The sequence below is a fragment of the Peribacillus butanolivorans genome, assembly GCF_001273755.1.
GTDB classification, from domain to species: Bacteria; Bacillota; Bacilli; order Bacillales; family DSM-1321; genus Peribacillus; species Peribacillus butanolivorans.
Genome location: NZ_LGYA01000001.1, coordinates 2220234 through 2241612 on the forward strand (window position 1 = coordinate 2220234; position 21379 = coordinate 2241612).

At 37.1% G+C, this 21379-nt stretch carries 17 protein-coding genes and 3 pseudogenes; 14 read left to right on the top strand and 6 right to left on the bottom strand.

What is annotated here, in order from left to right; all coding sequences use genetic code 11:
• Positions 1–128: 128 nt before the first annotated feature.
• From AKG34_RS29815 to AKG34_RS10350, 3 genes and pseudogenes are all read right to left on the bottom strand, one after another.
• Positions 129–399, bottom strand: a pseudogene (locus tag AKG34_RS29815) (alpha/beta fold hydrolase); the annotation flags it as partial.
• An 8-nt stretch (positions 400–407) separates the two neighbouring features.
• Positions 408–906, bottom strand: a pseudogene (locus AKG34_RS28760) (alpha/beta fold hydrolase); the annotation flags it as partial.
• Positions 907–1947: 1041 nt separating this feature from the next.
• The gene (locus AKG34_RS10350) at positions 1948–2736 is read right to left on the bottom strand and encodes an alpha/beta fold hydrolase (protein ID WP_236694922.1); all 789 of its coding nucleotides are present in this window, start codon (positions 2734–2736) and stop codon (positions 1948–1950) included.
• A 534-nt stretch (positions 2737–3270) separates the two neighbouring features.
• Here AKG34_RS10350 and phaQ point away from each other — a divergent pair.
• The 10 genes from phaQ to AKG34_RS10405 all read left to right on the top strand — a co-directional run bounded on the left by phaQ (position 3271) and on the right by AKG34_RS10405 (position 13845).
• Positions 3271–3711 (top strand): poly-beta-hydroxybutyrate-responsive repressor, encoded by a 441-nt coding sequence (gene phaQ, locus AKG34_RS10355; protein WP_053346010.1) that lies wholly within the window; start codon positions 3271–3273, stop codon positions 3709–3711.
• Positions 3692–4243, top strand: a complete 552-nt coding sequence (locus AKG34_RS10360; protein ID WP_053346011.1) for a polyhydroxyalkanoic acid inclusion protein PhaP — start codon at positions 3692–3694, stop codon at positions 4241–4243. The genes phaQ and AKG34_RS10360 overlap by 20 nt, the downstream gene beginning before the upstream one ends.
• A gap of 364 nt (positions 4244–4607) precedes the next feature.
• A complete protein-coding gene (locus tag AKG34_RS10370) occupies positions 4608–6038 on the top strand; it encodes a sigma-54 interaction domain-containing protein (RefSeq protein ID WP_053346013.1) in 1431 nt (476 codons plus the stop codon).
• Positions 6039–6341: 303 nt separating this feature from the next.
• Complete coding sequence (locus tag AKG34_RS10375) at positions 6342–7106, top strand: SDR family NAD(P)-dependent oxidoreductase (RefSeq protein WP_053346014.1); 765 nt, start codon at positions 6342–6344, stop codon at positions 7104–7106.
• Positions 7107–7130: 24 nt separating this feature from the next.
• The gene (locus AKG34_RS10380) at positions 7131–8720 is read left to right on the top strand and encodes a class I adenylate-forming enzyme family protein (RefSeq protein ID WP_053346015.1); all 1590 of its coding nucleotides are present in this window, start codon (positions 7131–7133) and stop codon (positions 8718–8720) included.
• An 85-nt stretch (positions 8721–8805) separates the two neighbouring features.
• Entirely contained in the window at positions 8806–10131 is a 1326-nt protein-coding gene (locus tag AKG34_RS10385; protein ID WP_053346016.1) for an MFS transporter, read from the top strand.
• Positions 10132–10248: 117 nt separating this feature from the next.
• The gene (locus AKG34_RS10390; RefSeq protein WP_053346017.1) at positions 10249–10878 is read left to right on the top strand and encodes a hypothetical protein; all 630 of its coding nucleotides are present in this window, start codon (positions 10249–10251) and stop codon (positions 10876–10878) included.
• A complete protein-coding gene (locus AKG34_RS10395; protein WP_053346018.1) occupies positions 10856–11428 on the top strand; it encodes a polyhydroxyalkanoate biosynthesis repressor PhaR in 573 nt (190 codons plus the stop codon). The genes AKG34_RS10390 and AKG34_RS10395 overlap by 23 nt, the downstream gene beginning before the upstream one ends.
• A gap of 18 nt (positions 11429–11446) precedes the next feature.
• Positions 11447–12511, top strand: coding sequence for an alpha/beta fold hydrolase (locus AKG34_RS10400; RefSeq protein WP_236694923.1), 1065 nt, complete (start codon positions 11447–11449; stop codon positions 12509–12511).
• A 152-nt stretch (positions 12512–12663) separates the two neighbouring features.
• Positions 12664–13845 (top strand): M20 family metallopeptidase, encoded by a 1182-nt coding sequence (locus AKG34_RS10405; protein WP_053346019.1) that lies wholly within the window; start codon positions 12664–12666, stop codon positions 13843–13845.
• A 565-nt stretch (positions 13846–14410) separates the two neighbouring features.
• On the opposite strand, the gene AKG34_RS10410 is transcribed toward AKG34_RS10405, so the two are convergent.
• On the bottom strand, positions 14411–15457 hold the full coding sequence (locus AKG34_RS10410) for a phosphotransferase family protein (RefSeq protein WP_083450747.1): 1047 nt from the start codon (positions 15455–15457) through the stop codon (positions 14411–14413).
• Positions 15417–16643, bottom strand: a complete 1227-nt coding sequence (locus tag AKG34_RS10415; protein ID WP_053346020.1) for an acyl-CoA dehydrogenase family protein — start codon at positions 16641–16643, stop codon at positions 15417–15419. The genes AKG34_RS10410 and AKG34_RS10415 overlap by 41 nt, the downstream gene beginning before the upstream one ends.
• Before the next feature lie 1173 nt (positions 16644–17816).
• Here AKG34_RS10415 and AKG34_RS28770 point away from each other — a divergent pair.
• The 4 genes and pseudogenes from AKG34_RS28770 to AKG34_RS10430 form a co-directional block, all read left to right on the top strand.
• Positions 17817–18236: pseudogene (locus AKG34_RS28770) on the top strand (GntP family permease); the annotation flags it as partial.
• Positions 18237–18607: 371 nt separating this feature from the next.
• Positions 18608–19003: a class I adenylate-forming enzyme family protein gene (locus AKG34_RS10420; protein WP_236694924.1), complete on the top strand. Its 396-nt coding sequence runs from the start codon at positions 18608–18610 to the stop codon at positions 19001–19003.
• 184 nt (positions 19004–19187) lie between these two features.
• Positions 19188–19931 (top strand): type II toxin-antitoxin system SpoIISA family toxin, encoded by a 744-nt coding sequence (locus AKG34_RS10425; RefSeq protein ID WP_053346022.1) that lies wholly within the window; start codon positions 19188–19190, stop codon positions 19929–19931.
• Positions 19932–20111, top strand: a complete 180-nt coding sequence (locus AKG34_RS10430) for a hypothetical protein (protein ID WP_053346023.1) — start codon at positions 19932–19934, stop codon at positions 20109–20111.
• 290 nt (positions 20112–20401) lie between these two features.
• On the opposite strand, the gene AKG34_RS10435 is transcribed toward AKG34_RS10430, so the two are convergent.
• Positions 20402–21358: a sensor domain-containing diguanylate cyclase gene (locus tag AKG34_RS10435; protein WP_053346024.1), complete on the bottom strand. Its 957-nt coding sequence runs from the start codon at positions 21356–21358 to the stop codon at positions 20402–20404.
• Between the last annotated feature and the right edge of the window lie 21 nt (positions 21359–21379).

Sequence of the window (21379 nt, forward strand, 5' to 3'; positions counted from 1 at the left end):
CAAAGGAAAGGAAACAATTAAAGAATGTAGAGGGAAGGATGAACTCCTTCCCATTTATCCAGCTTTTTCAGTCAGTCCGTTTTCATTTAAAAAGTGACGCAATGTATGATTGAATTTTTACTTCAAGNCAAGTAAGGACAAAATATCCTTCGCGAAATTTTTAATCGTTATTCCGTCCATTCTTGGATTATTGCCATGTCCTCTTAAATCAGGAACAATCAGGTCATACTGATCTGCTAATTCAAACTGTTTCTCCCAACCTTCCTTTATTTCACCAAGTCCATGAATGAGAACTAAAGGTTCGCCATTGCCAGTACGCAAATAGGGCATTTCGTCTTCACTAACAGCTGTCGTTTTCACATTCAAAACCTCCTTAACTTGTTTTAATAGAGTTTCCATAATTAGANATAAACAAGTTTTGGCAGCCATTAATTTTTGCTCCTCGGAAGACAACAAGAGTGCTCGTGCCTTTCGAACAGGGAAAAACATTGTTCTTAATTGAACTGGAGCATGATAAAACGTACTGACTAGAATTAAGGATAGGCATCTCTCTGATGCTTGCCGATAAATTTCCTGTACTACAATACCCCCCATTGACATTCCACAAATGTGTGCACTTTCTATTTTTAATTCATCAAGTAAGGACAAAATATCCTTCGCGAAATTTTTAATCGTTATTCCGTCCATTCTTGGATTATTGCCATGTCCTCTTAAATCAGGAACAATCAGGTCATACTGATCTGCTAATTCAAACTGTTTCTCCCAACCTTCCTTTATTTCACCAAGTCCATGAATGAGAACTAAAGGTTCGCCATTGCCAGTACGCAAATAGGGCATTTCGTCTTCACTAACAGCTGTCGTTTTCACATTCAAAACCTCCTTAACTTGTTTTAATAGAGTTTCCATAATTACGGATGGTTAATCACTTGTAATTGAGTGTTTAATAATTGTTTCTATAATCTTTTGCCTTCATTCTGGTAAGAGTTTTTATATTGTGCAGTTGTACGGTCTCTCGCTCAAAATGTGTGGCATCTAAAAGAACTAAACCCTTTTCATAGCATGAAGAGGAATGGAGTCCTGCACTTTTTCCAGCATATTATTTCTAAGATTTCTTGACTAAACGGGAATAGGAAGCAACGGAGGATGTATATCAGAAACGTGATTGTTACATCGCAGCGAAAGTTAAGGTCATGTTTTAATCTTTTTATCAAGTCCTTGATAGTAGGGAGGCGCTCGACAATCCTTTCGAACAAAGAATATATCTTCCAGCATAGTTCAAATCTAAAATAACTATTTTGAAATGTAAGGCGAAATAATATCCAGTCTTAAAAAGTAGGACTCCTGAATACCCTAAAGCTTCTTTGTCTTATATTACGTGTTGGGAGTCACTACTGTTCTAAATGGACGTGAATTATAAATTCATTCAATTTACCTAAAGATATGCTGAATTGCCTTAAAGTCATAAAGTGATGATTAGGGTTATTTTAATAAGTTTAATAAAGGCAAAAATGTCAACGAATAAACGTTAAAGTACGACTTGTCTCTTAATGAACCGATGATTTTGTCCCCCGATGTTGTTCAAATAATTTTATTTCCCCTCAAAGCCGTGAAAAGAATGATATTCTTTGCACATATTCAGCTATTTAATTTCTAATCATGCAAAAAAACTCACTCAATTCGAATGAGTTTTTGATTATGTAAAATAACTTCCGTGCTCCTTCTGTAACTGTTTCAAAGGAACGGAACGGATTGGATGGGAAAATAAAATCTAAGCATTAACAATCAATGTAGTGATCAATGTTCAATAAAATAAAGAAGAAATGCTTCCATTGAAAAAGGAATCATTTCTTCGTTTCTGAGACTGAATTATTGGTGTTGACCTAGAATTAATAATATACTTTGATTCCAATGGGTAGATAAAAGGGAAGAAAGTACTCCTTCGACAAGTTATCCAGCTTTTTCAGTCAGTCCGTTTTCATTTAAAAAGTGACGCAATGTGTGATTGAATTTTTCCGTAACTTCAAGTTTTGCAATATGTCCTGATTTTTGGAAAATAACTAAATCAGAGTTAGGGATTTGTTCGTGCATAAGAATCTGTATCCAAACTGGGGTTATTGAATCATATTGACAGCCAATAACAAGTGTAGGAACTTTAATTTTCGGCAATAAAGAGCGATTATCGATTTCTAGGCATGCCTCCATAGATTTAACGTAAGCTTCTTTGTTTGGTTTATAAAACTTGAAGAACGCTTCCATGTTCTCCTGGTTCCAAGAGTATAAACAAGTTTTGGCAGCCATTAATTTTTGCTCCTCGGAAGACAATAAGAGTGCCCTTGCCTTTCGAACAGGGAAAAAGATTGTTCTAAACTGTGCTGGGGCATGATAAAACGTACTGACTAAAATTAAGGATAGGCATCTTTCTGGTGCTTGCCGATAAATTTCCTGTACTACAATACCCCCCATTGACATTCCACAAATATGAGCGCTTTCTATTTTTAATTCATCAAGTAAGGACAAAATATCCTTTGCAAAATTTTTAATCGTTATTCCGTCCATTCTTAGATTATCACCATGTCCTCTTAAATCAGGAACAATCAGGTCATACTGATCTGCTAATTCAAACTGTTTCCCCCAACCCTCCTTTATTTCACCAAGTCCATGAATGAGAATTAAAGATTCGCCATAACCAACACGTAAATAAGGCATTTCGTTTTTACTGACAGCTGTCTTTTTCACAATCAAAACCCCCTTAACTTGTTTTGATTTAATTGCCATAAATACGAAGAATGAAACAATGGTAATTGCATCGATGTCCGCATGCTCTCTTTTAATGTAACGTCAAGCTGCTAGTAATAAAATTTTCGTACAATAGTGGATGAGCTCGCCATTCACTCCACTCGTACATATACCATCAGCATAGTTCAATTCTTAGGAGCACCCAACCATGGCTATTTTGAAATAAAACGCAAGACAGAATCCAAATTTTGTTTGAATCAAACGTTGTAGGTTCTAAGTCGTATAATTCCTGGATGCCATTTCTTTGTCTAACAAGCGTTTTGAGTCACCACCATTCTTAAATAGTTTGGTCCGTAATTGACTAATTCGAGATTTAGCAAGATATTCCTTTTTCTGTAAGATCAAAACCTTACCCCATGGTGGCTTATTTTTGAAATTTCAGTCAATTGCATTATATATATATGTGCCCGCTTGACTTGTAATTACTTATAGGTGTAAAATACATATATAGATTAATTATCGAGGTGAAATTGGATGGCAAAAGACAACAAAGAACAATCATTAGCCCCTTCGAAAAATTTTATTATGCCATTTATTTTGTTACTTCTCAGCGGATTTTCCTTACATGGCTACGAGCTTATCCAAAAGCTGCAAAACTTTGGGTTCCAAACCCTTGATCAAGGGAACTTATATCGGCTATTGCGAAAACTGGAACAAGATAATTTAGTGAGTTCTGAATGGGATACCACAGGCAGTGGTCCCGCTAAAAGGAAATATTCGATCACAGACGCTGGAGTTGCTTATTTAAGAACCCATGCAACCCATTTGGAGAACTACCAATCTATGTTGGATCAATTTTTCCGTATGTATTCAAGTTTTTTAGAGCTCTATATGCCTTCATTTCAGATGAGGGATTCAATAGAGAAATCTAGCAAGAATAAGGGGAGGAACAAAAATGAGTCAAAAGAAGAATGAACAAATTGAAAAGGCCTATATTTCTGAATCAATCGTTAATACAGTTTGGAATCAGTATGAAGGTGCTATTGAGCGGTCCCGTAAAGTGCTTGAAAATCAAGAGGAAGTATACATTAGGACACTTGAGGAAACCTCAAAGTTCAATGCTGAACTTCGTAAATCACTCACATCCTTTTACGAAGGAAATAAAAAAGTAAATGCGGATGTTATGAACTCATTCCAAAGTAATAAAGCGGAGGAAGTTTTGTCAGAGGGACTTCCTTCTTTCATTAATGAAGGACAGGAAGTCGTGAATCGATTCGAAAACATTATGTTAACTCCATTAAAATCATCCTTTGATATAATGGAGCGATTTGAAAGGAGGGCTGTTGAAAACAATAAAGCCTATGTAGAGAACTTACAAACACATAGAAAAGAACGTACAGCTAATTCAAACGAATACATTAATCTTGCTAGAACAGCACAGCTTAGATTATTACGTCGTGTGGAAGACGGTTTTAAAGTTATGGTAGGTTCAGGGGTAAATAAGTAGTAGATTGTAAGCTCGAGACCGTTAATTATTAAAAATGAAAAATCTCATTGAGAAATAACCATGAACAGGTACTTTCCATTAGTGCGTGTACGGGTTATTTTTTTTGCCATTTTCAAATTCATCCAACTAATTAGAAGTTTTGTAAAGAATTCGTTAACTATGTAGAGTATAGTGAAAATTCTGAAAAAGTAAAAGGTATTTCCAACAATTTGGAGAATTAAATAAATAAATGTAATTGAGTACATTTTGAATCACCTATGTTTTTTGATTCGAAAATTCATCATCCTATTTATCTAAAACAAAAAGTTTATTTAAAAACGCTTTACCTGTTATTCTTACAAAACACTCTTTAGGGGCGAATGAAATGCAAAATATGTATACAATTGGTGACTTCATCATATCTCAGGACACCAAGATAGAAAGTGTTGACAATACAGACATCCAAAACATCTTAGCTTCCATATTTCAGTCAAGTTACGATGGGATATACGTTGCCGACAAAAATGGTAATGGAATGATGGTAAATCATGCATATTCAAGAGTTACTGGTGTGAAAAGCCAGGAACTTCTTGGTAAAAATATGAAAACAGTGGTGAAAGAGGGCCTAGTTTCTGAATCCGTTACAATGAAAGTTTTAGATGGTAAAGCGCCAAAAACGATTATTCAGACTGTAAGAGGAAAGGAACTATTAGTCACTGGAAATCCTGTATATGACAAGAATGGGGAAATTGCTTACGTTGTAACGAATGTAAGGGATATAACGGATTTAAACCATATGAAGACCGAACTGCAAAATTCCATAAATTTAACCCAAAAATATTTAAATGAAATCGAGGAACTTAAAAAAAAGGAAATGCTGCATATGAACCTTGACGGATCCGTAGCCCAAAGCCAAGAGATTATAAAGGTTTTTCTTCTTGCTAAAAAACTGGCAAAAGTTGATTCAACTTTACTCATCTTAGGTGAGTCCGGCGTCGGGAAAGAGGTCATCGTTAAATACCTACACCAAGAAAGTGAACGCGCAAACCGACCTTTAATTAAAGTGAATTGTGCAGCCATACCAAAGCACCTTCTTGAATCTGAACTATTTGGATATGAAAAGGGCGCATTTACAGGTGCGGACAGTCGTGGAAAACCTGGTTTATTTGAACAAGCAAATGGGGGTACGATTTTTTTAGATGAGATTGGGGACATGCCAATCGATCTTCAAGTTAAATTATTAAGGGTTTTACAAGAATTTGAAATCACTCGTGTTGGCGGGAGAAGTAGCTTCAAAATAGATGTAAGGGTCGTTTCCGCGACACATAGGAATTTGGAGGAAATGGTCGAAAATGGTGAGTTTAGAAAGGATCTTTACTACCGATTAAATATTGTTCCCATTAAAATACCAGCATTACGAGAAAGGAAAGCAGATATCGTACCGCTAGCCTTCTATTTTTTAAATAAAATGAACAAAAAAAACCGATTAAATAAGCGTTTTCATCCGGAAATCATTCGTTTCTTCGAGGAATACCCATGGCCTGGTAATATTAGGGAGTTGGAAAACTTGATTGAGAGATTAGTTGTAACGGCCGATCTGGAACAAATAGGCTTGGAGGATTTGCCACCAAGTATGTTACAAGGATTAGAACTTAAACAAAATGTAAAAAGTACATTAAAAGAAATCATTGAAAATGTTGAACGAAAGATAATAAAAGAGAAAATTCAAGAATATAAAACAACACGTAGCACGGCTAAAGAATTAGGCATCAGTCAATCGGCACTTGTAAAGAAAATGAAGAGATTAGGTTTGTAAACACGGTAAATGATGAAGAAAGTAATCAAGGGCAATTTATATAATCCATTATGTCAGCGTATATTCGTTGGCTTTTTTTGTAATAAATAAAGTTTTACTACCCCGATTCATTGCTATATAAACATATTTCGGGTAAAAAAGGTGCCATGAAATAATTTTTTTAATCCAATTATAAAAGCTGGCACGGCAATTGCATTAACTAATTATTTGTGTAAGTCTAAAAAAAATATATAAATGGCGGTTTGATTATTCTTTTGCTGAAACAAAAGAACAGTCATTCAAAAAGGGAAGGGGAAAAAGAATTTGAATTTGCCTACTTTTAATCTAGCAGGAAAGATTGCACTAGTAACAGGAGGTAGTAAAGGTATTGGATTTGGAATGGCTCAGGCTTTAGGCCATCATGATGCAACAGTTGTCATTTCCAGCCGAGGAACTGAGGAAGGAGAACAGGCGGTTTTACAGTTAAGGGAAGAAAATATTGATGCACACTACATTTCTTGCGATGTTACTAAGAAGTGTCAAGTGGAAGATTTGGTTAGCCAAATTGTCGATAGATTTGGTTCACTTGATATTTTAGTGAACAATGCGGGACTCAATATTCGTAAGCCATTAATTGACATAGAAGAAAGCGACTGGGATACAGTTTTAGAAGTTAATTTAAAAGGAATCTTTCTAGTTGGTCAAACTTGTGCAAAACAAATGATCAAACAAAGCTATGGAAAAATAATCAATATCTCATCGATTTTAGGAACGATTGGAATGCCATACCAAACATCTTATGCTGCAAGTAAAGGTGGCATTAACCAAATGACAAAAGTTTGGGCGGAAGAATTAGCTGCATATAATATTACCGTTAATGCAATTGGACCAGGATATATAAAAACTCCGATGACTGGTGACTGGCTCTCTGACCCTGAAAGGCTTCAAAAGATAATAAATTCTGCAATGATCAAACGAATTGGAGAAATTTCAGACTTGGTAGGGCCAGTGGTTTTCTTGGCTTCTGATACATCTGCGTATGTTACGGGCCAAATATTGAATGTCGATGGGGGCTGGACTGCAAGATAAATAGCTAGTTAAGGAGGTATGAAAATGAACATCGTGGAAGAAATGCATTTTAATCGTAAAATGAAGGTTTTCGAAAAACGGCCTAAAAATGTCATGTCTATGTTGAAAGAAACGGTTGAACAATATCCCGAAAAAGAAGCACTGGTCATGAATGGAATTCGACTCACATATCAAGAGATGCTCGATAAAGTGGAAAATATTGCCGGTAATTTACAAAACTCTTTGCTTGTTGGGAAGGGAGACCGTGTGGCCCTTATATTGGGGAATAGTATCGAGTTCTCTTTACTAGTGTTTGCTTGTGCGAAAATTGGCGCCATAGTTGTGCCATTAAATACGAGATTAAAAGAAAAAGAACTTTCTTATATGGTAGAACATTCCGGCACCAAAATTTTGATTACGGATGATGAATTTTTACCTAAAGTAGAAAACTTGAGGGATGAAGATTCAATCATAAATGTTCAAAATTATTTCTTGATTGGAAATGGAACACCAAGGCGAAAAGACTATCTTCCTTTTGAAGTCCTAGAACAAAAATCTTCAGTTGTAAACATAAATGTCTCGGAAGATGATGAGTTATTCATTATGTATACTTCAGGTACAACGGGACTTCCAAAAGGAGCCATTGGTAGTCATTTAGGAGCCATTCACAGCTCAATGAATTATGAACAGGTATTAAAATTAAATCAAGAAACACGGACATTGATCGCTGTTCCTCTCTTTCACGTCACCGGCTTGATTGGCCAGTTATTGCACATGGTTAGAATAGGCGGGACATCCGTTATCATGAGTAGATATAGGACGGAAGAATATATTCGTTTAACAGCTGAAGAAAATGTTTCCTTTTTATTTAACGTCCCAACCATCTATGTCATGATGATGTCTCACCAAGATTTTCTAAATTATAGGTATCCAAAGGTAAATTGTATTGCCTTTGGTGGTGCACCTATGTCTTCCGAAACTATTAATAATTTAAAAAGGCATTTTCCGAATGCCTCTCTGCATAATGCTTACGGCGCAACCGAGAGTACTTCACCAGCAACAATAATGCCACAATCCTATAATCAAAACAAGATTGTTTCGGTTGGATTGCCGGTTCCTGTTGGAGTATTAAAAGTGGTTAATGATAAGGGTGAACCATGTTTACCTGAAGAAGTTGGAGAATTATTAATGAAGGGACCAATGGTGGTTGAGGGCTATTGGGACAATGAGGTAGCGAACCAAGCATCATTCATTGATGGGTTCTGGCGCTCAGGAGATTTAGCAAAAATAGACCAGGATGGTTTTGTATATATTATGGACCGTAAAAAAGACATGATAAACCGTGGTGGGGAAAAAATATTCTCGATTGAAGTAGAAAATGTTTTATATAATCATCCAAAAGTATTAGAAGCCGCTGTAGTAGGAATTCCAGATCCTCTCTGGGGCGAAGTCGTAAAAACCTTTATCATACCCAAGGCTGATGAAACCATTGAAAAGCAAGAAATAAAAGATTTTGTTTCCGAATATTTAGCCAATTATAAGGTCCCAACAGAAATTCAATTCGTAGAAGAATTTCCTCGTAATTCGGCAGGCAAAGTTTTAAAGGCCGAGTTGAAGAATCTTCTGCTTAATTAAAATTTCACACTATTTAGTAGTAAAGCATTTCTAATTATTTATTGCGGATTGATTTACCATAATCTATGTAGAGGAAGCGATCAAATTGAATAAAATTGTGAAAAAAGCATGGAACTACCGTTATGTCGTTCTTGTCGTTCTTTGGCTGGTCTATATTATTAATTATTTTGATAGGATGGCAGTCTTAACCTTCCTTCCATTTATTCAGGAAGATTTAAACTTAACCCCAGTCGAAGTAGGGCAACTTGCATCCGTGTTTTTCTTTGCTTATGCTGCTGCTCAAATAAGCGCTGGTTATCTTGCTGATAAAATTGGTCCTAAAAAGGTTATGTACATTGCAATATTTGTATTCACTGTTATTACAGCCTTAACAGGAGCTGTCAAAAACTTCACCCAGTTTTTATTATTACGTATTGGCTTAGGATTTGGAGAAGGACATCATTTTGCCCCAGCGATTCGGGCAATAAACAACTGGTTTCCTCAAAATGAAAAAGGAAGAGCCACTTCTTTTTTCGCAACTTCATGGGCGGTTGCTCCCGCAATTGTGCCAGTTATAGTCACTAGTATCTCTTTCTACTTTTTTGGGGGGGATTGGAGACCGGTATTCTATGTTCTTGCTATTCCGGGTGCGGTTGCAATTTTTTTACTGTGGTTTTTTGTATCGAATACCCCAAAAGAAATGATTGCTAAAGGGAGAATGAGTAAGGAACAGGATATTGATGGACAAGACGATTCTCCAATTGAAAAGATGTCGAAGGAAGAGAAAAGAAAAACCTACGGGCTTTTCTTAAAAGACTTTCATTTTTATGTCTATACTTTGCTTCTTTTTTGTCAATTGGCCGTTTATTGGGGAACTACTACCTGGTTAACTAGTTTTTTGGTTACGCAGCATGGGATGAATATTAAGGAAATGGGCTTCTTCGGTTCTGCCCCTTATATCATTGCTTTCTTCGCTATGTTATTAGGGGGATGGCTGATGGATAAAGTTCTTGGTCGTATGAAACCTGTTGCTTTAATTGGGGGGATAGGTAGTATTCCTGTATTGTGGATGCTTGGTGCGATAGACAGTGGGAAACCTGCCCTGTTGCTCACTCTGCTCTTGCTTGTCGGTTTCTTTGTTAACTTAAACTTCGGCTCAATTTATGCTTTTTTGCCTAAACGCTATCCAAAGGAAATAGTCGGAAGTGCTACTGGGTTATCTAATGGTATTGGTCAACTGGGTGCGTTTGTGTCTCCTCTTGTCGCGGGTTATTTAGTGACTGTAGGGGCGGATGGTTCACAAGACTTTGGTAACGTTTTTATATTTTTTGCCTCAGTAGCGGCCCTGTCTGTTGTTTGTGCAATCATACTTAAAGAAAAGCCGGTATCGGATTCAGTTATTCCAACGGTAAACCAAGAGAAGGTTATTTAAGGTTGTTTAGTAGTTTTTGTTATCTTTGATTATTTGTGGATAAGGGAAGTATATATGAATTTTTGACGAAGTCCTATAAATAATGACTTTGATCGTAAAGCGTGGAGGGAAAATATAATGGCAAAAATACACCAAATTGAAAAAAACACTTCAAGTTCAAGTTTAGACCTTTTATGGGATCAAGCGTTTGAACAATTAGATGCTTGGGTTGAAAGGACAGAATTTCGTGAGGAAGTACTCCTTCAATCTGCTCTTCAATTTGCAGAAAATGTTAAAAGGAATCATAAAAATAGTAAAGAACTCAGTGAACAATTTTCTAAAGAACTGCATCATTGGGAAAAAATATCTAGAGAGGAACTTCTCAACGCAACGACTGTCCTGCAATATTTTTTCCCAGTAAAGTCCTATGAGGAAATTAACAAACAATTAGATGATGTGCAAAACAATACAACAAAGTTAACATCAGGGGCTAATCTGCTAAATGGCGAACATGTTGACAACTTTATGTCCGTATTGAAAGACCATGTTGAATTTAGACAAAATAACCGCAATCTGTATGTGGACAATATGAAACAAACTGCTTCCATTATCCAGAATAAACAACGTGATTTCTTGAAAATAATGAATAACCAAATGAAAAATGTGTTTTTTCCTTTTCATACATATATGGAGGGATTAAACGAATCAATTAAATCAAATCAAAATACAGGGGGTACTTCAGAAAATGGTAGATCAAAAAACATTTGATCCTTATGATATGTTTAAAAAATTTAGTGACCAATGGGAAAAACAAGCAAATGATTTCATCAAAGGATCGTCAAATAATCCGGAATTTGTAAGCTATTCAAGATTAACCTCGGATACCCAAGCACGTTATCTGGAGTTTTTTAAAAAGAACCAGGAGTTTTTCGCCAATCAATGGAACGTACCTACTAAAGCAGATTTGTCTAACGTAGCGAAATTAGCTATCCAAACGGAAGAAAAATTGGACTCGCTGGAAGAACAGTTATGGAAATTACAAGATTCTGTTGATTCCTCCAATAAGGAAATGGAAAGCATTACTGAAGTTTCCCGTGACATTATTAAGCTAGTAAAACAGCTAAAAAAAGAGCAAACGATATCCAAAAAAGAGTTAGAAGAGGTAAAACAGTTGAAATCAAATCTCCAAGAAGTGAAAAGTGAATTGGCAGAAATCCATAGCTTAAAAGAGGAGATTCTGATTCTTAAAGAGCTAATGGGCAAAAACATTGATACAAAAGCAAAACAAGAACAAAACCTAGCTGTTACATCTAAATGATAATAAGGAGGAATAAATTTGGCTACTGAAACTCTAAATAATAATACAATTCCCTCTTTCGATTTTGAAAAAGAGATGACGCGTTGGAACGAATTTTCAAATGCCATCAATGGACCTGAACTAAGTGAAGGTCACACTCCCAGACATGCTATTTGGAAAAAAAATAAGGCGACTTTATGGCATTATCCTACCGTTGAAAAAAAATATGATGTTCCTGTCTTTATTGTTTACTCGCTAATCAACCGCCCTACTATCCTAGATTTTGCACCTGGAACCAGTGTAATAGGAGGCCTTGTAAACAGTGGCTATGATGTGTATTTATTAGACTGGGGGATTGCGGGATACGAAGATAAAGACATTACTTTGGGTGATTATGTAGTTGACTATATTAAAAAAGGTGTAGGGCGAGCATTAAGGCATTCGGGTGCAGATGAAGTGTCTGTAGTCGGGTACTGCCTGGGAGGGACACTTGCAGCCATGTATGCCGCAATTGCGGATGAGCCAATTAAGAACCTGGTATGTGCGGCAGTACCAATTGATTATAGTGTGCCTGCCATGCCTGAGAAATGGGCGGAGGGACTAAAAGAAGGTGCTTTTAATATAGACCGCTTCATTGATGTTTACGGATTAATTCCTCCTGTCTATATTGAAGCAATGTTTAGGTCCATAACTTCTCCAATCTACTACAGTCCTTATGTTACACTTTTGACCCGTGCCAATGATAAGCGTTTTGTGGAAAAGTGGCGACGGATGAACCAATGGACAAAAGGCCATGTACCCTTAACTGGAGAAGCTTTCCGACAAATAAGTAATGACCTCATGAAAGAAAATAAACTCGTTAAGGGTGAGTTCACTATTCGTGGTAATAAAGTCGATTTGGGTAAAATTAAGTCAAACCTATTAGTTGTTATCTCAAAAAATGATAACCTTATACCTCAAGGACAAAGCCTTCCATTGATGGATTTGGTTTCAAGTGAAGATAAAACCCATCAACTTGTGGAAGCCGGCCATGCTTCCTTGGCATTAACTGGGAAACTTGCAGGCATATTAAATAGTTGGTTATGTGATCGTTCAAATCATTGAGTATATCCAATAAAAGTTAGTGATAGAAACATAGTGCCAATTATTCACTTGTCTCCTAATATATAGAGAGAAAAGTTGATTTTTAGTATTTGTGAATAAAATTTCAGGCTAAAAAACCTAAAGAAGCATCATTCTAAAAAAGGTGGGATTGGATGACTGATTTACATTCTATTTTTGAACTTATTGATGAATCAAAATCTGTTCGATTTCTACAATCACTTATTCAAGTGAACAGCGTAAATCCACAAGGAAATGAAAAACGGGTGGCTGAGGTCATTCAAACTTATTTAAAATCATCCAAGCTTCAAGTCGAATTGGATGATCTCGGTAACGATCGTGCAAATCTATTTGTAACATATCCGAATGTGAAATCAGATGATAGATATTTAGTGTATAGTGGGCATTTTGATACGGTCCCTACGGGTAAGGTAGAATGGGAACACGACCCGTTTTCCGGCAAATTAATAGATAATAAAGTATTTGGTCGAGGGGCAACCGATATGAAAAGCGGTGTAGCTGCAATGGTCCTCGCTTTAGAATGTATCGAACGGGCTGGTGTTCAATTAAATGGGAAGTTGCAGTTTGTCGGCACTGCAGGAGAAGAGGTTGATGGATACGGTGCAAAAAAAGTCGTAGAAAAGGGACAAATAGATAAAGCTACTGCGTTAGTTGTATCGGAACCTAGTGAAAACGAACTGTATACATCTCATAAAGGATGTCTATGGCTAGAAATTATTACCTACGGAAAAACGGCCCATGGATCAATGCCTGACCAAGGGATAAATGCCATTACAGCGATGAACGAATTAATGAATCGTCTCCAAACCTATGAATTTGAATACTCTCCACATCCACTATTAGGCTACCCAACTATTAATATTGGAACAATTGAAGGTGGAGTAAAAACAAATGTTGTGCCTGATCAGTGTAATTTGACTCTAGATATACGAACTGTCCCTGGACAAGATAATGACAGCATTTTACATGATATTGAGAATATGATCAAGGAGATTTCAGAGAAGTCACAGTCAACATATCAAATAAAGGTTATTAATCGAATGGATTCCGTGTCCACAAATGAATTTGATGATTTCGTAAAACTTGCTGTTCAAACAGGGAAGAATCACGTTAATTTAGACCTACGGCCCTCAGGTGTTAATTATTATACTGACGCTTCAGTGTATTGGCCTCATTTACGAATTCCAACTATTATAATTGGTCCCGGAAACCCACGACTTGCTCACCAGCCGGATGAATATGTAGAAATTGATAAGTTTTTGGAATCTATTCGTTATTTTATTGCCCTTGCCATTGATTATTTAGATGGGGAATAGTATGGATTATAGAAACACAACATTAGTCTAGTCAATGGTTTTTCTTTTCGGATTATTATAGAAAAACAGTAAAGGTGAAGTCCAACAGATTTCACCTTTACTGTTTTACCATGTTGATGGTAATATTATTTTTCTTTTTTTCTAGATTGCTTTTCGTCATATCGCAGAAGGAATCGAACATGAAGAACAAGGGAATTTCCTCAACAGAATTCATGGGAAATTGGTCAAGATATCACTTGAATCCTTTTATTCGGAAACAGATCTCTGAATACTATGAAACACCTATAGAAGAAAAACTTCATGACCATTTGGAACAGAAATGGTCGTGAAGTTTTTCTGTCTTGGTCTTGGGCTGTTTTTTTTATGGAAATGTAACTAATACGAAATGTCCTAGTGTCTAGCACCAGACACCATCGGCTCGAGGGCATTTGCTAATCAATCTGTTGAGGAAGATGACTAATCTAGCTTACTGATGTCCGTCAGTCGCTGATAAGAGGGACTTTGTTCTTTTAAACTTTTATTTAAATTTTAACCCAAGGTGTGGATAGACATATCCAAATGTTTCTTATAACAATTCACGGTTTTTTGCTCGATTTGCTTGATGCATTAAATTTTTGATTCCAATGTGTAAATGTTCAAACCGGCTGTCCTGACTATCCCCATTTTTCCAACGATAATAAAGCTGCTGAAGGACAACGGCTATCTTATAGAAGGCAAAGGTTAGATAATAGTCAATATCACTGAGACTGTTGCCACTTTTTAATGCATAAAGGTTGGCCAATTCCCTACGTGTTAGGAATCCTGGCTTGCTAGTAACGGAGGTGAGTCCTGTTTCGGTTTCACCTGGCTCGGTCCAATAAGCCAAGCTGATGGCGAGATCCGTTAATGGATCACCGATTGTGCTCATTTCCCAGTCAAAAACAGCCACGGCTTCAGGGCTATTGTAGGAAAACATCATATTATTCAATTTGAAGTCATTATGCACAATACTGGAAAGTGACGAGGAGGGAAGCTTGCCGAGCAGCCACTGCTCGGTTTCACCTACCCCGTCTAATTCATCTGTTTTCGACCGTTCGTAGCGTTTAATCCAGCCTTTGACTTGACGTTCGAGATATCCATTCGGTTTGCCGATCATACTGAGCCCGGCTGCTTGATAATCAATGCCGTGTAAACGTGTAAGTGTTTCGACAACCGTTTCCGAGACTGCCCTAGCATATGCTTGATTTCCATCCAACTCAGGGGGAAGGGAATCATCAAGGACAAGCCCTACCTTCTTTTCCATTATATAAAATTGCTTATCCGTAATGGTTGGGTCATCACAATATAAAAACGGTTTTGGTGCCAAAGGAAAAACGGGATTAAGCTTGCCCAAAATCGTAAACTCTCGCTTCATGTCATGTGCATTTGGCGGGAGGTCTCCGAATGGTTGACGACGGAAAACACCCTCCCACTTTCCGATATTGATTTGGTACGTAATATTCGAGTAACCTGCAGAGAAAGCTTTAGCCTGCAGTGAATCATTCGGTAAAAAAGGAATATGTGAGCGGATGTAGTTTTCGATTACGTTCCAATCAATTTGACTGGCTTGTGTTTTGGACTGGTTTTTGGACATTGGATTTCCCCCCCATAAACTCCTTGAGTTCCAGCTTGGCTACTACGCTGCGATGGACTTCATCCGGACCGTCATAGATTCTGGCAGTCCGTGCTTCACGGTAAAAGCCTTCAAGTGGCGTATCCCCTGTAATTCCGAGAGCGCCATGCACTTGAATGGCTCGGTCGATGACATCATGCAGCACTTTTGCTCCAAAATATTTGATTCTTGAGATTTCCTTACGAGCTTGATCACCATTGTCCAATTTCCAGGCAGCATGGAGCGTCATTAGACGAGCAGCTTCAATATCAGCAGATGAATCAGCAATGAAGTTTTGGATCGATTGGAACTCGGTTAGTGTTTTTCCACGTGTCACACGTCGAGAAGCGTAGTCAAGCATTAAATCGAAGCTTCGTTTCGAAACGCCAATCCAGCGCATTGCATGGGTGATTCTTCCTGGTCCAAGCCTTAGTTGGGCAAGCCTAAACCCTTCACCACGCTGTCCAAGAAGGTTTTCTTTAGGAATGCGGCAGTTCGTATACCGCACTTCACAATGGCCACCAGTATAATGATCGCCGATAATAGGTACTTCACGAACGATTTCAAAACCAGGATTATCAGAATCGACGAGAAACAAGCTGAATCTTTGATGACGTGGAGCTTCCGGATCTGTCATTGCCATTACAATGGAAAACGATGCACCAATAGCGCCTGTTGTAAACCATTTATGGGCATTAATGACCCATTCATCGCCCTCCAGTTCAGCTCGGGCCTGAAGTGTCGTAGGGTCCGATCCGGAAACTTCTGGTTCTGTCATCGCAAAGCAGGAGCGGATATCACCGTTGGCAAGAGGCACCAAGTACTTCTCTTTCTGCATCGGGGTGGCTGCCTTCCATAGAATTTCCCCATTTCCAGCATCAGGTGCCATAGAGCCGAAAATGTATGGACCAATTGGACTTCTACCGATTACTTCAGACAGTAAACCGAGGGAAACGAAGCCCATCCCCATTCCATTAACTTCTTTTGGTAAATGACCGGCCCATAATCCAAGCTCTTTCACCCGTTCCTGTAATGGTTTTAAAATATCATCCGGCAGGCCGCGATGTGGAACCATATATTTTTCATTTGGGTAAACGAACTCGTTCATAAATGCAGTTGCTTTTTCAATCATGATTTGTTGTTCTTCAGAAGGGTTAAAATTAAACAAGAAAATCACTCCTTAAATTTTTTCATTGGTAATACATGCAAGAATAATGCCAGGTCAAGGGCCGTTTAGGTGCGGTCTAATTCTAAAATACATGATTACAATTCGAATCATGGTGCAAAGTTTTTTTGAAAATAATAATAGGATTGAGATGTATTAAAATAATTAGAAAACTTTGAAATTATATAACTATCTTTAATCAAGCTATGATGAATTTATGTTGCTATTGTGATCGGATATGGAATCATGGGAGGGAGGCATATAAAAAATAACAGGGTGACATAGAGAAGAATTGATTTTTAAAGAACTACGAGACATTAAACGGGAAGGTTTCATTTTAGAATCAATCACTTAAAAGCTAAAAGAGCAGCCAACTGATTACGATCATCCAGCTAGTAAGGGAAAGAAGTTCTGGAGACTGGTAACAAGAAGGTAACACTAAATTATGGAATAATGTCAATAATCTATTATTTATTTAAGGAATACACCGTAGTAGCTTTTTGGCAAAAAGCAAGGACGGCATCATTCAAGGTAGCGGGGGCGTTGCTCGATCTTGGGGAGTCGGATGTAGGTAAATTAGTGAATGCATTTATATTCTCTGGATCAAACCAGCTCTAGTTTAAATTAGATTTTGAAAGTGATTACATTCTTCATCAATGATTCCAAATAGAATCGGTCCATTTTATCGAGGATGCCTAGGACAGTGCTTTAAAAAGCTCTTAGAAAGACACCCTGTAAAAAAAATAAATAGTAAGCGTATTTGTTAGTAGCTGTCGTCCAAGTTGTTTCTGTTATTATGAATCGAGAGGCAAGTACAGGAAAGGCTGTTTCATTAACCCCAGAATCAGGAAAAAAGGAGCTAACATTGTCGTTTTTCCTGATCCCAGCTAACCGAGGGGATACAGCCTTGGAGTAACAGTAGGGAGTTGCTCTCATGAAGGAAAAAAAACTGGCTTTGTTATTGGGAAAATTCAGTTCCTGTTCCAAGTAAAACAACTGAAAGGTTGGGAGAAGCAGCATGGAAGGTTAGTGTCTATATCGTAATCGGCGTGATTGAAAGAGACAAACAATTCAGTATGAATACTATCTTGCTATGTTCTTCGTTATAAAAATATGAATTTTCTGAAAATAATCGAAATGGTATGACGGAATTTAAGATCAGATTAAATGTAAGTATTCGGTGCAGTAATCAAATCGCTACCTGGGTTAAACGCCGTTCGTGATGGTATTTCAATTATTTTCACACGTCCTCTAATAAATGGTTAGGTAACTACTACTATCCTTGCTGGAATCACAGGTTCTGCAGGTTCTGCATCAGGAGGAATGGAAATTTCTCTATGCGTTAATGGCAGATAAGTACATCCAATATACAGATCAGTATCCGTTTGAAGTAATGCATCGAGTAGTTTCTAGTAGTTTCAATGGCTGCCGGAGGGATGGATTCCCTTCCTCACAATGGTGGGGCTATTACTTTACTTGTCATTAGAGGACTAACACACCGTCAATCGTACCGAGATATATTTGGGGATAACTATCATTAAAACATTAGTGGTATTCTTCGTTATTGGATTGTATAGTCATACTGGAATCGTATAATAAACTGCTTTAAGGTTAGTCATAAAAAGAAATTTTAGTTATTAATAGAGAATTGACGCTTCATTAAAATGAAATAAGCGGTAAAAACAATGAAAGATCAGGTACCTGTAATATGTGAAGAGAATAATAGAATAGGGTGAACCACCCCGTAATATTAGTTCTCCGTTCTTTGAAATGTTAAATATAATCAATAGCCGCTGGAAAAAGGAAAGCAAACAGATATCTTAGTTTGATTGTCTGGAAAGGACAGAAGGATTTCTATGCGGGAGGAGGTGTTCTTTTACATTATTTACTAAGGAAACCAAAAGTAAAAATAAGATCCTCCCATTTTTAAAGGACCTATGGTCATAGAAGGATATTGGGAAAATGATATGGCTAATCAATCTGCATTTATCGATGGGTACTGGCGTTCAGGCGATCTGGCGAAAATAGATGAAGATGGTTTTATCTATATTATGGATCGTAAAAAAGATATGATTAACCGTGGTGGAGAAAAGGTCTATTCAGTGGAAGTGGAAAATGTGATATATACCCATCCGAAAGTTTTAGAAGTCGCAGTAGTAGGAATTCCGGATGAAATCTTTGGTGAAATGGTAAAAGTCTTCATAGTAACCAAAGAGAATATAGTTCTCGAAAAGGATGAAATTATAGAATTTACTTCGAAACAATTAGCAAGCTATAAAGTTCCAAAAGAAATCGAAATTGTTTCAGAGCTTCCTCGGAATCCAGGTGGAAAGGTTTTGAAGAATCGATTGAAAAATGCATGAATTAATAAATGGACACTGACTTTATGGTTAGTGTCTTATTTATATAGAGAAAAACTCTCCAGCGGCACATAAGTTTCACACTCCCTATGCAGGGAAAAGATGTATTTATACTGAATAATATATAGAGAGAGATATGAGAAAGGTAACAGCTGTATGAGGGGCAGGGTGATAAAAAGATGTGTTAATGTTTTTCAGAGTCTTTGTGTGGATTGTATTTATAGCTTTATTAGCATATGTTGTTCTTTCCTGGAAATTTAAAGACAAGGTAAGTAGGAAGATTGAAGCGATTAGGAAAACCTGGTATGTCATTTTTATATTGGGAGCATTGATTTATTGGAGTTTCTATCCGAAAAGTATATTCATTGAGTGGAAGAATTTTTTGATTATGGCGATTGTGTTTGTTCTGGTGGATATGTTTGTGTTTTTGAGTATGTATATATCCAAAATCGGCGATAATGAACTTTCCTATGCCACAAGGGCTGTTGCGGAAAGTGACAAACTTTTAACGGACAACCGCGAAAAGGTAAAAAATATGTTTCACCTTTTGAAAAAAGAGGGAATTCCGGAGTATTATCAAACGAATAAGGAATACCTAGCTTACTTGAGTATTCTGCTTCAGGCCTATGCCGCTAAAGAGGGGATGAACGTGAAGATTCTCCCTTTTAAAACGGAACAGGACAAGCAATTGGTGCTAAATGGGCATCCGAACTTGAATGGCAGTATCATCCGTGCTACATTGGAAAGAGAAGATACGTATTATAACGATGAAGAAAAAATGGCATTGCAGCCTGTAAGTATTTTAATGGAACCTTATATCCTAAACGTTAAATCAGAAAGCTTCGTTTCAGAAGTGGATTGTTTATTAATAGCATTATTGATCATGATGTTTGATATGGTCATAAAACAAAAGCAAGGTGGTGAAGGATGAATGAGCATTTATGATAAAGCAGGCAGCGAGATTTCAGTTGCCGTAATCAAACCGCAGGTCAAGATTCCCGATGTAGGCTTAAGCCCTCATACTAAAAAGGTGATGAAACAGAATGAACGCATTATCCTGAATCAAAAAGAAAAAACTGCACGATTCAGTCGATTAAGAGACGTACTATAAGAATAAGGGCAGAGGAAAATTCCTCTGCCCTTATGATATTTAGAGGAAATATGCATATACTATTCAAAACTAAAGAATAGGAAGGGTCTTTCAGTATATGAACAAAAAACCCGAGAGAGTGAACATCCCGACCCCCTCCGCTTCACCATCTGAGAAACGGATACATAAAGAAAATGCGAACTTGCTGAAGCTCCTGCAAAGGTTGAAAGCGAAACGTTGGATCTTTTTACGATAATGGAAGACCAGTGTGTAATAAACACTGGTTTTTTTATTTATTTAGAAGTGCAAAATCATTCTTGATAGTATTGGATTTTTTTTCGTCCAGACTCTTTAGCCTTATACATTGTCCAATCCGCTTTTTTCAAAAGTGACTCCATTTCGGTTCCATTGTCAGGATAAAAACTTATCCCGATGCTTGCGGAGACAAAATAAACATTTCCATTAATGTGAATGGGCATGGTGGATAATTGTTTTAAAATGAATTCAGCCTTTTGTTGGGTGCTTATTAAGAGATCCTCACACTGAGATGTAGGTAACAAAACGATAAATTCATCCCCGCCGATTCGTGCCACATAACTATCCTCTGGTACAAATTGCAATAGACATTCAGCCGTCCTTTTAATAACAGAGTCTCCGATATCATGACCAAAAGAGTCATTGAAATATTTAAAATGATCCAAATCAATATAAAGTATAGCCATTTCATTGTGTATTTTTTCCTTATTATAATTGAAATAATTATAAATGAAGTTCCGATTATAGAGACCCGTCAATGAGTCCCTGATAATCCCATTTTCAAGAACGATTGATTGACTGATTAAAGTTGCCAAAGACTTAATGAGTATCACATCATACTCTTTGAAATCAAAAGGTTTAATGTCAAAAGCACAAAGTGTCCCGAAGATATTATCCCCATTTGTTAGGGGATAGCCCATAAAACATCCGTTTCCAATAACCTTCGTTATAGGATGATCGCTTGTCAAGGGATGTTGCTTTAAGTTGGGGATAACAAGCGGTTCCAAATCATTTTCAACAACTAATTTGCAAAAAACCATATTATAAGGAAGGGTGTCTCCTTCAAATATTAGCTCTGCATTTCGGTTAAAAGATTTAATCATAAAACTTTGTAAAGGACTACGAATAGAAAGGAAGAATGTATTGACCTCTATCGTATGAGCTAATAATGCTAATACCTCTTTTGCGATAGAGTCGAAATTTTTATAGTAATTGATATCATGCTGAATCATTTTCAGGCTCCCCTTTTTCTA